Annotated in this window: 16 protein-coding genes; 8 read left to right on the top strand and 8 right to left on the bottom strand. The window is 33.0% G+C overall.

The features are described from left to right. Nucleotides 1-9 precede the first annotated feature (9 nt). Nucleotides 10-153, top strand: a complete 144-nt coding sequence (locus ACW9W4_RS10475) for a pentapeptide repeat-containing protein (protein WP_457762418.1) — start codon at nucleotides 10-12, stop codon at nucleotides 151-153. Here the strand turns inward: ACW9W4_RS10475 and ACW9W4_RS10480 are convergent. After that, entirely contained in the window at nucleotides 150-554 is a 405-nt protein-coding gene (locus ACW9W4_RS10480; RefSeq protein WP_457762403.1) for a YybH family protein, read from the bottom strand. The two genes, ACW9W4_RS10475 and ACW9W4_RS10480, sit on opposite strands and share 4 nt — an antisense overlap. A gap of 223 nt (nucleotides 555-777) precedes the next feature. On the opposite strand from ACW9W4_RS10480, the gene ilvB reads away from it, so the two are divergent. From ilvB to ACW9W4_RS10505, 5 genes are all read left to right on the top strand, one after another. Then, nucleotides 778-2,475, top strand: a complete 1,698-nt coding sequence (gene ilvB / locus ACW9W4_RS10485; RefSeq protein WP_457762404.1) for a biosynthetic-type acetolactate synthase large subunit — start codon at nucleotides 778-780, stop codon at nucleotides 2,473-2,475. 10 nt (nucleotides 2,476-2,485) lie between these two features. Next, the gene (ilvN, locus tag ACW9W4_RS10490; RefSeq protein ID WP_457762405.1) at nucleotides 2,486-2,968 is read left to right on the top strand and encodes an acetolactate synthase small subunit; all 483 of its coding nucleotides are present in this window, start codon (nucleotides 2,486-2,488) and stop codon (nucleotides 2,966-2,968) included. Beyond that, nucleotides 2,968-4,485: a 2-isopropylmalate synthase gene (locus tag ACW9W4_RS10495; RefSeq protein ID WP_457762406.1), complete on the top strand. Its 1,518-nt coding sequence runs from the start codon at nucleotides 2,968-2,970 to the stop codon at nucleotides 4,483-4,485. The genes ilvN and ACW9W4_RS10495 overlap by 1 nt, the downstream gene beginning before the upstream one ends. 31 nt (nucleotides 4,486-4,516) lie before the next feature. Continuing rightward, a complete protein-coding gene (locus ACW9W4_RS10500; RefSeq protein ID WP_457762407.1) occupies nucleotides 4,517-5,530 on the top strand; it encodes an isocitrate/isopropylmalate dehydrogenase family protein in 1,014 nt (337 codons plus the stop codon). A gap of 103 nt (nucleotides 5,531-5,633) precedes the next feature. Further along, the gene (locus ACW9W4_RS10505; protein WP_457762408.1) at nucleotides 5,634-6,038 is read left to right on the top strand and encodes a hypothetical protein; all 405 of its coding nucleotides are present in this window, start codon (nucleotides 5,634-5,636) and stop codon (nucleotides 6,036-6,038) included. Between the two features lie 28 nt (nucleotides 6,039-6,066). On the opposite strand, the gene ACW9W4_RS10510 is transcribed toward ACW9W4_RS10505, so the two are convergent. Beyond that, a complete protein-coding gene (locus ACW9W4_RS10510) occupies nucleotides 6,067-7,182 on the bottom strand; it encodes a pentapeptide repeat-containing protein (RefSeq protein WP_457762409.1) in 1,116 nt (371 codons plus the stop codon). Between the two features lie 108 nt (nucleotides 7,183-7,290). Between ACW9W4_RS10510 and ACW9W4_RS10515 the strand changes: the two genes are divergently transcribed. Continuing rightward, entirely contained in the window at nucleotides 7,291-7,713 is a 423-nt protein-coding gene (locus ACW9W4_RS10515; RefSeq protein WP_457762410.1) for a hypothetical protein, read from the top strand. 483 nt (nucleotides 7,714-8,196) lie between these two features. Here ACW9W4_RS10515 and ACW9W4_RS10520 read toward each other — a convergent pair whose 3' ends face one another. The 5 genes from ACW9W4_RS10520 to ACW9W4_RS10540 form a co-directional block, all read right to left on the bottom strand. Continuing rightward, on the bottom strand, nucleotides 8,197-9,495 hold the full coding sequence (locus ACW9W4_RS10520; protein WP_457762411.1) for a DNA polymerase: 1,299 nt from the start codon (nucleotides 9,493-9,495) through the stop codon (nucleotides 8,197-8,199). 116 nt (nucleotides 9,496-9,611) lie between these two features. Then, on the bottom strand, nucleotides 9,612-9,986 hold the full coding sequence (locus tag ACW9W4_RS10525) for a hypothetical protein (protein ID WP_457762412.1): 375 nt from the start codon (nucleotides 9,984-9,986) through the stop codon (nucleotides 9,612-9,614). Then, a complete protein-coding gene (locus tag ACW9W4_RS10530) occupies nucleotides 9,965-10,285 on the bottom strand; it encodes a hypothetical protein (protein ID WP_457762413.1) in 321 nt (106 codons plus the stop codon). The genes ACW9W4_RS10525 and ACW9W4_RS10530 overlap by 22 nt, the downstream gene beginning before the upstream one ends. A gap of 21 nt (nucleotides 10,286-10,306) precedes the next feature. Further along, nucleotides 10,307-10,642, bottom strand: a complete 336-nt coding sequence (locus ACW9W4_RS10535) for a hypothetical protein (RefSeq protein WP_457762414.1) — start codon at nucleotides 10,640-10,642, stop codon at nucleotides 10,307-10,309. After that, nucleotides 10,639-10,869 (bottom strand): hypothetical protein, encoded by a 231-nt coding sequence (locus ACW9W4_RS10540; RefSeq protein ID WP_457762415.1) that lies wholly within the window; start codon nucleotides 10,867-10,869, stop codon nucleotides 10,639-10,641. The genes ACW9W4_RS10535 and ACW9W4_RS10540 overlap by 4 nt, the downstream gene beginning before the upstream one ends. Nucleotides 10,870-10,941: 72 nt before the next feature. Here ACW9W4_RS10540 and ACW9W4_RS10545 point away from each other — a divergent pair, with 72 nt between their 5' ends. After that, nucleotides 10,942-11,802, top strand: a complete 861-nt coding sequence (locus ACW9W4_RS10545) for a hypothetical protein (RefSeq protein ID WP_457762416.1) — start codon at nucleotides 10,942-10,944, stop codon at nucleotides 11,800-11,802. Between the two features lie 14 nt (nucleotides 11,803-11,816). On the opposite strand, the gene ACW9W4_RS10550 is transcribed toward ACW9W4_RS10545, so the two are convergent. Next, on the bottom strand, nucleotides 11,817-15,380 hold the full coding sequence (locus tag ACW9W4_RS10550; protein ID WP_457762417.1) for a hypothetical protein: 3,564 nt from the start codon (nucleotides 15,378-15,380) through the stop codon (nucleotides 11,817-11,819). Nucleotides 15,381-15,547: the final 167 nt, after the last annotated feature.

Below are 15,547 nucleotides of genomic sequence, written 5' to 3' on the forward strand. Positions count from 1 at the left end.
ACAAACCTAATCAAAACAAACCTAATCAAAACAAACCTAATCAAAACAAACCTAATCAAAACAAACCTAATCAAAACAAACCTAATCAAAACAAACCTAATCAAAACAAACCTAATCAAAACAAACCAGATGTTACTAAAAAATAAAAATTAACCTTCAATCTTTGATAAATGAATGTGTGCTATTTTCCATGTTGGTTGTTTTACTAAAACAAATGTTGCACGTCCAGTAATTACCATGTGTTCACCTGTGTATGCTTTGTTATCTACTAGCATTCCTTTTTGAATTAATTCTAAAGCAACCACTGCTGTATCTCCAAACAAACTAATTTTTGGATTTTTAATTTCATATGAGTAATCTGATATGCTGATAAATCTTAATTCTTCAAGTTCAATTGTTGTTTGATAGTCTTTGAGATCATATGGTGGTAAATCACTGAAACTAGAAAATTTGGAATCATTTAGATGAATATCTCTAAGTTTTGAAAGATCTTTACTGATTCCTGATTGAAATAATGTTTCTATGATGTTGATTATTTCTTCATTATCGCTCAAAATGGTCCATTTCGAATGCAGAAAATATCAGTTTAAGTCTTCTGCACGATATAGCGTGAATATCTGATTATTTTTCAGATAATCTTTATTAATTATCAATTGATTGTTTTTATGATTTCAATGGACACAAAATTAACTAAAATATTTGGCAATGATTTGTCTCTTGTTGTTCTACTTTAGTGTGTCAAAAATTTACTAGCTTAAAATTATGGAGAAAAATTAAATGAATAAAATGGAAACTATGACAGGTGCAAAGGCCTTGATGAAGGCTATGGAAAAAGAAGGCGTCAAACAAGTATTTGGATTACCGGGCGGTGCAAATCTCCCAATGTATGATGAATTTAACAGATGTGATATTAGACATATTTTGGTAAGACATGAACAATCAGGAGCTCACATGGCTGATGGTTTTGGAAGAGTCAGCAGAAAACCTGGTGTATGCTTTGCAACCTCTGGCCCTGGTGCAACTAACATTTTAACTGGCATTGCAACTGCACAAGCTGATTCTGCTCCTATGATTGCAGTTACTGGACAGGTAGCAGTTAACATGATCGGTAGAGATGCATTTCAAGAAAGTGATATTATTGGAATGGCAAATCCTGTAGTAAAATATGCATTTCAGCCAAGAACTGCTTCAGAAATTCCAGAAGTTGTCAAGAAAGGATTTTTCATTGCAGAAACTGGAAGACCTGGACCCGTACTAATTGACATTCCGAAAGATGTTCAAACTAATGAAGCTCCTATGGAATTTCCAGATGAATTTAAAATTCAAGGATATCATCCGTGGGCTGATCCTGATATTGTTAATGTTGAGAGGGCAATCGATATGTTACTTCATGCTGAAAAACCAATTATCTTAGCTGGTGGTGGAGCAATTATTTCATCTGCATTTGCAGAATTACAAGCTGTTGCAGAAACTCTTATGCTTCCAGTAGTTACTACTTTCAAAGGCAAAGGTGCATTTCCTGAAACTCATCCTTTGTCATTAGGTCCAATTGGAATGCATGGACATGCAGAAGCTAATAAAATGATGGCAGAAGCTGATTGTGTTTTAGCTATTGGAACTAGATTTTCAGATAGGTCTGTTGGAACTTTTGAGGCTTTTGAAAAACGATTAAAAATTATTCACATGGATGTTGATCCTGCTGAAATTGGCAAGAATCAAAATGCTCAGATTGCAGTTGTTGGAGATGTAAAGGTGAATCTTAGAGTTATGGTAAAGTTACTTTTACAAAAGGCAATTAAAAAAACAGATGAATCTCCTTGGGTAAAACATGTTAAAGAAACTAAAGCATATTGGAAAGAAAACTTGAAAATTCATCCAGGTGAAATGGGTGCTGCCAAAATTTTACGTAAACTTCGTGAATTATTACCAAAAGAATCTATTGTAACTACTGAGGTGGGACAGCATCAAATGTGGGCATCTTTATTTTATGATGTAATTCAACCTGGTACTTTCTTTAGTTCTACTGGACTTGGTACTATGGGTTGGGGATTCCCTGCAGCTATTGGTGCTAAAGTTGCAAAACCTGATGTTCCTGTTGTGGATATTGCAGGTGATGGTAGTTTTAGTATGACAGAAAATTCACTAGCAACAGCAGTTTTGGAAGATATCCCAGTAATTGTATTTATTTTAAACAATTCCACATTAGGTATGGTTGCCCAATGGCAAAGAACTTTCTATGATAGACGAATGACTGGTGTAGAACAACACAGTTGTCCAGATTATGTTAAATTAGCAGATTCTTATGGTGCTCAGGGAATTCGTGCACAATCAATGGATGAACTTGACAAGGCAATCAAAAATGCATTAAGCAGTGATGTGGCGACAGTTATTGACATTCCAATTGATCCTGAAGAAGATGTATTGCCATTTGTAGCTCCTGGAACTTCGTTATCGGATATGATCTTACCCTCTTAGGTGATTTATGATGTGGGCAATTCTTTCTATTTTAGTTGAAAACAAACCTGGGATTTTATTCAAGATAACACATCTTTTTAGAGCAAGAAATTTCAATATTGATAGTATTTCAGTAGGTATTACTGAAAATCCTGATTATTCTAAAATGACTATTACCACATATGGTGATGAAAAACGAATCGAACAGATAGTAAAACAACTCGATAAAATGATTGATACTGTAAAAGTTGAGCATTTAGATGAGCACAAAACTGTATTTCGAGAACTCAGTATTTTTAAGATAAAACTCAGTAATGCTAATGATAGTATGGAAGTTAACAAATTAGCAAATGCCTATGGTGGCAAAGTACATGATGTGAAAAAGGATTCTATGATGGTTGAATTGACTGCTACGCCTGATCAAATTAAAGCATTTGAAGAATTAGCAAGGCCATTTGGAATACTTGATGTTGCACGAACTGGCGTTGCTGCATTACAGAGAAGTGGCGCATAATGGTAAATGTTAGAATTTTTGATACTACATTACGTGATGGTGAACAAACACTCGGTGTATCTTTATCCCCAGAACAAAAATTAGCAATTGCAAAAAAACTTGATGAATTAGGGGTTGATGCAATTGAAGCAGGTTTTCCAGTAATTTCTGAAGGTGAATTAAAAGCAGTAAAAATGATTACTTCTGAAGGTTTGTCTTGTGAAATTGCTGGATTGACTAGAACAATCAAAAAAGATATTGATGCTGCAGTTGATGCTGGATTAAATTATATTCATACCTTCATTGCAACTTCAGATATTCATTTAGAATACAAGCTTCAAATGACTCGAGATCAAGCCCTTGAAAAAGCAATTGAGGCAGTAGAGTATGGCAAGTCACGTGGATTGCAAGTAGAGTTCTCAGCTGAAGATGCATCTAGAACCGACAGAGAATTTTTAAAAAAAGTTTTTGGCGATGTTGCAAAAGCAGGAGCTGATCGTGTTAACATTCCTGACACTGTAGGTTATTCTACTCCTGAATACATGGCTGAGATTACAAAGGATACTATTGAAACTACAAAACTTCCAGTAAGTGTTCACTGTCACAATGACTTTGGATTGGCTGTTGCAAATTCTTTGGCTGGAATTCATGCAGGAGCTTCATGTGCTCATGTGACTATAAATGGAATTGGTGAGCGAGCTGGAAATGCATCATTGGAAGAACTTTCCATGGCACTCAAATGCTTACCTCATAAACAAAGTTATGAAACTAATATCAAATCTGAATTAATCTATGAAACTTCTAGATTTATCTCAAAGACTGTGGGAATTATTGTACAACCAAACAAGGCAATAGTTGGTGCTAATGCTTTTGGTCATGAGTCTGGTATTCACACTCATGGTGTATTGAGTAATCCCCTCACTTACGAACCAATTAGTCCTGAGTTAGTGGGGAGAAAAAGATGGCTTAAGGTTGGAAAACATGCAGGAGTCCATGGGATGAATGCTATGTTGAAAGAATATGGAATAACACCAACTGAAGAACAAGCAAAACAAATTTTAGAAAAAGTGAAAATACTTGGTGATCAAGGAAAACAAGTTACTGATGTAGAGTTGTTATCTATGGCAAGTGAAGTTTTAGGTGAAAAAGAACTTAAAAGAATTGTACAATTAACTGGTTTTTCAGTTTCTACTGGAATTGGGACAATGCCTTATGCATTTGTAAAATTAAATATTAATGGTCAAGACCATATTGGAACTGATTACGGTGTTGGACCCGTTGATGCGGCATTAAATGCAATTCAAAAAATCACAGGTAAGATTTCTGAGATCAGAATTAAAGATTATGGATTGGCATCTATTTCTGGGGGCTCTGGCGCTTTATGTGAAGTTACAGTAAAGGTAGAGGATCCATTAGGAAACAAGGTTTCAGCAAAATCTGTTGGTGAAGACATTGTAACTACTTCTGTAAAGGCAGTAATTGATGCAATTAATAGAATTATGCTTAAAAAGATGCTTAGCGAAAAACAAGTAAGATAAACCTAAAATTCCATTGCTGTGATGTTTTGATATGTATAAAATCTCTTTAATTACCGGCGATGGAATTGGACCTGAACTATCAGAATCTGTAATTTCTGTTTTAAATACAATTCATGATAAACTTGATTTGAAATTTGATATTGGAACTTTATCTGCTGGTGACAAGGCCTTATCTGAAACCGGAAAAGCACTTCCTGATGAGACAGTTGAATCCATAAAAAAATCTGATGCATGTATGAAGGCACCCGTTGGTGAAAGTGCTGCTGATGTGATTGTGGTATTGAGGCGAATGCTTGATTTGTATGCAAATATTCGACCCGCAAAATCATATCCACACATGCCTGCATTGCGTGATGATATTGACATGGTGATAGTTCGAGAAAATACTGAGGATCTTTACATTGGCAAGGAATTTAGTTTAGGTGATTCATCTGTTGCTCTTAGAATAATTTCTGAAGCCGCTTCAAAAAGAATTGCAAAATATGCTTTTGAAACTGCTAAACAACGTGACTCTATGCGAAAAGTAACATGTGTTCATAAATCAAATGTGATGCGAGTTACAGATGGCATGTTTGCTAAAGCATGTGCTGATGTTTCCAAGAATTATCCTGATATTACATTTGAAGAGATGTATGTTGATGCATGTGCTATGAATTTAATTCGTCAACCAGAACAGTTTGATGTTGTAGTTACTACTAATTTATTTGGAGATATTCTATCTGATGAATCCTCACAAGTAGTTGGTGGATTGGGCATGGCCCCAGCTGCTAACATTGGAGATAATTTTGCATTGTTTGAACCCGTTCACGGTGCAGCATTTGATATTGCAGGCCAAAACATTGCAAATCCTTCATCTTTCTTGTTATCGATGAAGATGATGCTTGATTGGTTAGGGAACAAACACAATGATTCTAAATGTATTGAGGTTGGTCAAAAATTAGAATCTACTATTTTTAATTTGGTAAAGACTGGTGTTAAGACCAAAGATATTGGTGGTGATACAAGTACTACTGAATTTACAAAACAGATTACAGATAATCTTTAAAAAGGGAACGCCCCCTCTTTGTGAGTAAAATTGTGCTGTAACTAAAGAAGATCAAAGAAGTTTTTTGTGGAATATTTAACATCAACACTGCATCTGATGAGGTATGAAGTTCACAGATATCCTCAAAGAAATTGTGGGCATAATCCTTGGAGGATTAGCATTGTTCTTTACATTGTGGTTTCATCAAGAAACTAAAGTTGATAGATTATCTGAAAGACTTCATTCTTTGTTAGAACTGTTACCAAATTGTGGGTTCTCTGAAGACGAATTTGTGAGAATAAAAGAGACATTATTACAATCTCAGGCAAAATTACACATTGAAGAGAATTATTCGGAAGCTGCAGGTTTGATAAATTCTATTGGAGTGGAATTGTTAAACTGTAATCCTAAAATGGAGATCCCAGAACCTCTTTTGATTCCATTAACACTACTTCCACTGTTAATAATTACTTGTATTGTCACAATTATCAGAAAATACAGAAAATCCCGTGATTTGAAAAAATCTTAATGATTTAACTCTGATTTGAAAATGCTGATCAATCTACTATCGCATTTCTTTTCTTAACTTCTTCTAAGGAAATTGGCAAATTTTGAGATTCTCTAAAATCGGCATTATCCAACAACGCTTCATCTAAATTTGCATCTTCCAAATTTGCCCAGTAGAAGTTAACATGTTGAAGGTCTGCATTTTGTAAATTTGTTTTAATCAGTGATGCCTGTCTCAAGTTAGCATCGTACAGATCTGCATTTTGTAAATCTGCTCTATTGAGATTTGCCATTTCCAAATCAGCACCTCTAAGAAAAGCATTTTTGAGATTTGCCTCAACAAAACCTGCTCTTTCCAAATTTGCATTTCTAAAACTAGCCTTTTGAAGATCTGCCCCTTCAAAGAAAGCTGTTGTAAGATTTGATTTGTCAAATTCAGCTCCCTGAAGCGAAGTATGTCGTAAATCTACCATAGTCAAATCCATGTTAGATAATTTCATTCCATCAAAATCTAATTTTCCAACCCACTCTCGTTTTAGTTGATTGTATTCCTCGATTTTTCCTTCTTTTAACAAATTTCCAAGGTCTTGTTCAGTAATGACCGGTAAATCATTTGATGGTTCTTCAACTCCTGTAATTACATATAATGTAATGGCAGCTATAATTACTGCTACAATTCCCACAATTAGATGATATTTTGAAATTCTAGTTTCAGAATGATATGTGTTATCTGAATTAATTTTAGTTACGTTGTCTGAATTAATTTTAGTTACGTTGTCTGAATTAATTTTGTTTTGTATGTTGAAATTATTCTCTGAAAAGTTCAGAGAAGGAGATGTTTTTTCAGATTTTTTTCTTTTTTCTTTTTTTGGAGTTTTCCTAAAATCTAAAACTCGGGCATTTTCAATCTTATCCATTAATGATTCTTCATCATCCCAATCGGTGTATTCGATTAGAAAATGTTCACATATATTTTCCAAATCTTCAGTGTCTAGAAAATTCAGTAAATCATACCAACTTCGATTGTAAGAAGTCCATTTTTCAAGAATTCTATCTACACATTCTTTCTTATTTTTTCCTGCAGGTACACCTATATTCGATAACGCATCTTTGAGTTGATTTACACCAAAGTAATCATAAAGGAATTCTTCTACTTTGACGCCCATTATTCATAAAATCACACTATTCATTATAGTCCTTTTGCGAAGAACATTATCCTTCAAATAATTATCAACATATGATTTCTTTTATAGAGGCAGATTTCAAGTATTTTCATGCCTGTTTCATTAACTCCTTTTCAATTATGGTCATTATTTCTAATGTTCAAGAATCCTGATGGTGAATTTACTCAGAACCAGTTACTTTTACAATGTTGTGACTCTGCTATGGCAACACTTGATGAAGATCAAATAGATTCAGAATTACAATCATTTGAAAGTTCAGGATATATTAAAAATGTAAGTCATTCTGAACCACGTTACCAGATTTCAGGAGGAGGGATTATTTTTGTTAGAAAAAATATGGCAAAAATTCAAACTGCGTGTGACAATGTCCAAATTCACAGTGACATTATTAACAAGCAAGATGTTAGCTTAAAAACTGCAATTCGTAATAGAGAAAATCTCACTCCAATGATAATGGAATGCGCACTTAAAAATATCAAACCAATATTAGACTTAATCAATAGTTTAACCTAAAGATTTTACAGTATTAGAAAAATGGAGTAATTGATCTGTAAACTTTATTCTCATAGAATTAGTTTACAGGCGTAAAATATTGGTTTTACACATTTTTCTTAGGCATGAAAATGAAAACTCTACTGTATTTTCAAAATTTTATTCACGGTTTTACTAAAATATAGAAAAACAATTTTTCTTGGGATTTAGAAAACTTTACAAAATAAATCACATTGTGACTATTTTACTAAAATCAAAATGTGAGTATGAATGTATTTTACAATCATTATGAATAAAATCCTGTAAATTCACGCCTAAATTTACATAAATTAAAGTCTTAAACACAATCACTCAATGTGTTTATGTTAAATCATTAGGAAACTATTATCTCATTCTGTGTTTATCATTATATTGACATATTCTCTTTCTGTGTTTATCATCATGTCAATATACATTCAATAATTTTATCATTGCAACAATAATTATTGTTTACAATTTTGGAATTCAGATGTTCTCTTTATCAATCCAGTTCAATGACAAAGGAACTGAATTATTGCGAGAACCATCATCAATCCCAGTTAGTCTCCCAAACCATTGTCTCTTTCTGTCGGCATTAAGATCAATCTGTTTTGTTTTGGGTCTAATTTTACCAATATTTTTTTCATTGTTTTGAATAATTGCCATTTTCAGTGTTGTGTTTTTCTTTTCAACATATGTCATGAACAGACCATTGTCTTTCTCAAATGTCTCCAAGTGCTCAATGTTTTTGCCAGATAGTTTTCCCAGACCCCTTTGTTTCCATTTATCAAACCTGTAAAACCCGTTTTGCAAATACAAAACATTGTCTGATGACTTTTCAAATGAAAATTCTCCTAGTTTGTCCGAATCAATGTCTAGTTTTTTGGTGGTGCATATGGAATCCGTTGCAAAGGCCACCACCTCTCGATCAAGACCATTTTCAGTCACAAATTTGTATAATTGTGCTCTTGTATATCCCGTGATATGAGCAAAAAGTACAGGATTAAACAGATTTCCTATTCTTTTTGTAACCTTGTCATATTCTCCAGTTTTTCCATAAATTGAGTTTAGAGTAATTTTTAATGGCAATTGCAAAGGATCATTTTTTTGTTTTAATTCTAGTCTTTTTTGATACTTTTCTTCGATAAACTCCTTGTAAGGAAATTGTGCATTAGAATTTGGAACAAACTGATAAGAGTCTAGAATTTTGTAATATTTTGAATTATTACATGCTTGAAGTTCTGGCAGTGTGACATATGTCTGGAATTTCCCTGATGGAAATACAATATTGTTATTTGCTCGAAACGGAAACGGTGGGATGTATTTATCATCTGGAATGTCTGCAAGTATTTTGAAAAATCCCAATTTGGCATTATCATTAATTGATTTTCTTCTAATCCATTTTCCTTGAGATAGGTCAGGAATTGTTGTAATGGAATACGGATATGCAGAATTAATATCATAAAGATGTGCAGTTCCAATGAATCCTCGCCTTAGCATTTCAAAACGTCCACCAAAATATGACCTATATGCCAAGTCTTGTATGTTATATTGGATTGATGAGAACTTTGGCAAGTCAATTCCGTGATTGATGAGAACTTTTTCTGCGGCATATCCTGAACTAATCCAACGTTTTAGATAAAACCCAAACGCATCATGAAATAGAGTAATCCATTTCTCTGCTAGTTGTTTAGTGTAAATACAATCATCAATACAGTACTGTCGTACCTTACTTGTGTTTCGTCTATAGTATGTAGCAGAAAACTCTGTTCTTTTTTCTTTCATCTCAAGGTATGACTGGGGTATCTCTCCAATGTTTTTTTGGTATGCTACCGATAAAGAATCTTGGAAAAATTGCCATATGTCAAAAAAGATTCTAGAGTGATGTCCTTTTGATATTCTCAGTCTTTTTGATGGGAGATAATCAATGGTGTAATTATCATATTCAAAATGGAGCGTTTTTGTATATTTGTAAGAGTAAAGTCTTTTCCCAATAACTTGAGAATTACCCCTGCATCATAGCCAATATTGTAAAAGAAATTCCAAGCATTCTCAAATTTCTTTGAAAACAGGAATTTTAGGACTGAATCAAGCGTAATTTTGTCCTCAAATCTACCATCAGAGTCTGCAATCAGGAACATATTCCCGTCACGGGTCTCAGTGTCAAGTGCATTGATTGGATGTAGATTTGTAGCTCCCTTGTCTCGATCTTGAATTGCCTTCCAATACAATTTTGAGAGATCTTTGTAATCCGTTACGGGGATGGGTTTTGCCATATTGCATCCTGTATTTTACTTGGTTTTCCTTGCCGTCGTTTGGTTAGTTCACCTCTAATCTGATTGTATTCTAGATCGGGAAAATTGTTTCTGATTTGTCTAATGTAGTTATGGTATCGTCTTAACTTTCCTGAACGAGTAAGATTTGTTTTTTCTTTTTGTTTCTTTTTAGGTTCTTTCTTTTGAAGATTAGATAATTGTTTTTTAATTCTATTCCGTAATATTTTTACTTCTTTGTTATTTGGGAATATTTTCAAAGCATCTAGTCTTTGTTTTAGTTTTGTAATTCTATTATTCATTATTCATCACCAAAAAAAGAATTAGAGGTTCAACCTGAACCGTCTAATTGGGAAACCGTTTTTTGATAATCCAAGCCAAGTGTGTAACTTTATTCTTGAATCTATCTTGATTTTCTTTTGTTGTACTCCTTGCATCCAGAGTTTTAACAGTGCAGAATTCATTGATGTATGGGACTTTAGAGGAAGTATTCTGTACTCTAACCCATTAGGGGTTTGAAGTAACACTTGAACATTTTCAGAATATTCTGTCTCAAATGTTTCAAGATCAGTCACTTTTATGTCGAGTATGTCTGGAGTGTTCTCATCATTTGATGTGTAATCGCCCCATTTGAGAAATGGTATTACATCCGTACTCATTTCTTTTTACCCCTTGTAGGAGATAGTTTGAGGAATTTTTCTCCATTTTCTTGTACTAGTTCAACTTTTACTCTGGTTGACGTTCCAAGATTTTTTACTGCTGTTTTAGGAATTGCAATCACTTTGGAAAAATTCTGATTGCTAATTTTCCTTGTACCAAAATCAGTAGTAACAGCATTTGAACGACTGACTTTGTATTGTTTTTTTAATGATTTTTGTTTGTTCAATGAACAATTTTGCCTGTTTGTAGTTAGGTAGTTTTAATTAGAAAACTCTATGACCTAATTCTGTGCCTATCTATGCCTGAGAAAATAAAAAACCTTACAAAAAAGTCGACGACCAAAAAACTGACAAGAAAATTTTACTATCCTAGAAATAACTATAGAACAGCAGTAAAAATTCTCAAATATTTAGAATTGCATAAACTTCCAACTATTCTAATGATTTCTAACGCTACTGTGAATAATCATCACGATACAAAAATAACAATGGAGTTTCTCAAAAAATTAGGATATTGTAAAGAATACAAGATTGTCACAAATCCTGATCACAAATGTATGAATTGCAACGAATCATCACAATATGTTGTAGACTCGGATTCGATACAATCATCACTTGAAATATTAGAAAAGAATCATCAAGTAATGATTAAAAATAAATCAAAAGTAGATTTTAAACGAAAAAATTATTTTCCATATGAAAAAGATCATGTTTTGGGAAGATTAGTTTGGATGGAGTGTAAGAAATGTAAAAAACACGATACATCTGCCAATGAAATTCTTTTCAAAACAAATCAAAACAGACTATGGTCATTAACAGAAAAAGGTAAACGTCTTTTCCTAGTGTTGTATAAAGATGAAAAACTTACAAAATTCCTTAAACAAAATTTAGAAATAAAAATCTTTGAATTAATTTACGCTTTAAAACAAAGTGCAGAAAAATCCCCTGTGAAAAATTTAATTTCTAAATTAAATCGAACAATCTATGATGATGATGATGTAATATTTGAAAAAATACTTTCAGAATGGTATGAAATAAATTTTAAAAAAATTATGACAACTAAATATTCTGATTCTTTGCATCAACCCCTTATCGATTATGAAATAAAATATCATTGGGACTATCTTGGAAAAACAATTCACATGTCACATAAGAATTAATCTATATTGTTTAATTAAAATTCTCGTTCTTCGCGTAATTTTTCACGTTTAATATCCTCATCTAATGATTTTACATAGAAATCTATCCAGTTTCTAACATTTTCATTATCGTCTGTTTCTTTGTATGCAAGAATATTGTCTTTTTTATTTTGGTAATGTGTTGCTGCTGAGCCTGAAAATCCTCCTGTAAAGAAATTTGCAGCAAGACTTCTTTGGACTTTTTCATCTTTTCCGTATTTTACTAGTAATTCTCTTGCTAGAGAATTTTCTTTCTTCAATTCTGGTTTTACATGTTCTGTAATGTATGATGCTCTTTTATGTGGATCATGATCAATCCAATCAAAGATATTTTGAAAATCTACCAAATTTAGAAAACTAGGAACCGTTTCGGTTTGAAAACTAACTGTACCTCCCCGCATCCAACTAATTATTGCGTATCCTCTTTCATCAAATGGCAAGTCAATGTATTTTGTTACCAATTCCCATGTTTCATTAGGATATGTAAATGCAATTTCATTTAACACTGAAATAGATTGTGAATGTGATGTAACAATTGATGAAACACTTCCCATACTCTGAAGTATTTTATCTCCTAATTCTAGTGCATGTTGCGGAAATTGTTTTACAAATGATAGTCCTGTTTGTTCCCAATAATAATCAACCATGGTATCATAGTGACGAACAGGTTCTTTTCCCATAAAGACATCATGCGTTAATAATCTTAAAGTTAGTTTTGGATCTAGCGATTTTTTTTGTCTATGAACAAAAAAGGAATTAAATAGGTTGATTGCCTGATGAAGTATTCTTTGATCATTTGTTTGTATCATAAACTCTATCCATTGTGTAACTACTTCTGCGGATAGTCTATTTACAACTCCACCTAAAACAAATTGTCCTAATTCATTTGTCTGTATTTTATTTTCTTTAATCAAATCTAAAAGCAACAATCCTATCTCATCAGTAATTCCAGATCTCCATGCTAATTCTGAAACAAATCGAACTAGCTGTTCATCTTTAGAAAACTCAGTTAGTAGTTTATTCCAAGATTCTTTATTTTTTTCATATATTTTTAATAGATATCCGCTTAGGAAAAATCCACTGCCTTTATCTCCAGAATTTTTTTGAGCATTCAAAATCAGTTCCAACAAGGCATTATCCGTGTCCAATTCGCCTAACTTTTGCCCAAACACATAGCCATATTTTGCATTATTTGTGACTAGCCACTCTAATTCTGGTTTTAATTTCGAAGGATCCAATGACTCTTTTGCTAATTTATGAATTTTTTCTATCCTATCTTCTTCACGATTTTTCTTAGCCAAATCCATCATGATATCCATACTTACATATCGTTTCATTAGAGAAGGATAATCTGTACCTGTTAGTTCATTTTGAAGATTTTCTAACCGTGATTTTATAGTCGGATCTAATTGCTCTTTATCAAATTCTATTATGTCAATAACACTTCGTAATGAGGTTTCTTTGTCAACAAAACCTTTGATTTCATATAGTTTGTCTACGAGGTATCCTCCAATAAAGGGTAAAGAATGTAAAATTCCACGGGCGTTATCAAAAATTATGGCGGCTCCTTTTTGTTGATCTTTTTTTGGAAATGTTTTAATTTTTTCTATCATCATACTAATAATTTCTTTATATGCATCTCCCCATTCACCATATGTCTTAGGTGTCCATCCTTTTTGATCAAGACGTAATTCATCACCTGATAATCCTGATGGTCTAGTGAAATGCATAGATTGTAATGCAGATTCACATGCTTTCAAACCTAAATTTCGTCGTGATTCATTTTCTGAACATAGAGTTTCTTTTAATAATGGGATTCTAGTTGTTGGTGAAGCTTTAGTCAATGATACATAACCGTGGCCTAAAGAAAATAACCCTGCAAACAATCCGGTTGCATTATTTGAAAAATCTTCATTTTCTGCTTCAGCTAAACTTCTAAGTAACGTGCCCCCCCGTGTAAAAAGTTCAGGTTCAAAAATGATTTTTTCTAAGCCGTAAATTATTTCTCGTCTACCATATCTAAATTCTTTTAATTCGTCTTGAGGCCAAGTTCCCAATGTTTTTTCTAGATATTCTGTAGCATATTGAGGATCAATAGAAGATAGAGTTTGAAAAAATTTTGCCCCCAATCCAGTTTGAATAGATTTAGAATCACTAAGGGCTCCTCCAGTTGCAAACAATCCTGTAACAATAGATTTGGTAACGTCTGAATTTGCAGCATATTCGAACATGGCAAAAAACCATGCTCGAAGTTGTCTTGGAAAACTTGTTACTAATTCTTCAAAATTAAACAGTGACCCATAGTCTTCCCACCACTTCATCCATAACCAAAGATGAAGGGCTTTAGGAGTAATGTAGAGTGTATCTTCTCCTTGTAAAATTTTCCTGATTTTTAATTGGTCAATATGTTCCTTAATGATTGCAGGAGTTAGATTTGGATCAATTTTCTTAATCAGTTCATGAATTGAGTCCATTTCCTTTCTAAAATTACTACTATATCCAAATTTTTGGAACAATGCAACTGTGTATAATACTCGTTTTCTTTGTAATACCGGAATAGAATTGGGATCTTCACCATAATTTAGATATCTGTCAAAAATATTATTTGTGTCAGGAGTCCCTCTTAACAATTCATCTGGATTATGTTCTACATCCCACCCTATAACGTGAGCAAACCGAGGTATCCCCCCACAAATCCTTGCTAGTTGATTTGCAATAATGTTGTCATTATGATATGTTTGAATTATTTCAGAAATTTTTTCATCACTTAAGTTTGGTGTTTGAATTTGTTTTGTTGTTCCTTGAGTTGGGACATATTCATTATGTATTGTAATTAATTTTATTCTAGAGTTTTGATTTTTTAGTTTATTCCAAAGATAAGTTCTATTGTCATAATCACACTCGTCAATTACTAAAATTACATGAAGGGTTTCATCACGTATAATTTCTGTTAATAATTCGCTGTCCTTAATTTTTGTTGGAGAATCACAATACACCACTAAAGGCGATAAGAAAGGATCTTTAGTCGCTTCAAAAACTAAACGTGTTTTTCCAACCCCTGTTTCACCATAAGGATTTAGATGAATTGCCTCATCATCATTATTTAATTCTGTCTGAAGTGTTTGTATGAACTTCTTTTGTTCTTCTCCAGTTTTGAGAGTTTTATTCATTTCTTCTTGACTACCCCATTCATTATGTGATTGGAATGCGCCTGCACCTCTACCCGATATTTGTATTGTAATAGAAGGGAAGAGATGTATGGTGCCAAGGATTTTTTCCTGTCCCCAAACTTTTATTTTGGGATTTGTAATACCACAAGATTCTAGTATTTTTTTTAGGTATTCTTCTCCTTTATTTTTTTGTTCAGTGGTTAACTGAACTTTCATACAAACGAGTATGTATGTTCCATTTCGTTCAAAACATCTTTGTACTTCTGGACCTAGATTTTCTTTTTTTAATTCTTTATTCCCTATGAGTTCTTTTTTAATTTCTGATTCTTGCCAAGGTGAAAAATCTGCACCGGCTTTAATCTGATAAAAAGATTCAGGATCAATTATCAAATCCCCTACTTGAGATATACCATCTTCTATAGATGCATCAATTCCGCCATCTGGAATTGTTTTTGAAGTGAAATGAACTTTAGCAATGGAAAGTTTGATTCGTCTAGCATCTGCATGTAGAAGATCTCCTGTCTCTTATACACATCTCCGAGCCCACGAGACAGTTT

Source organism: Candidatus Nitrosopumilus sp. bin_7KS (assembly GCF_054095835.1).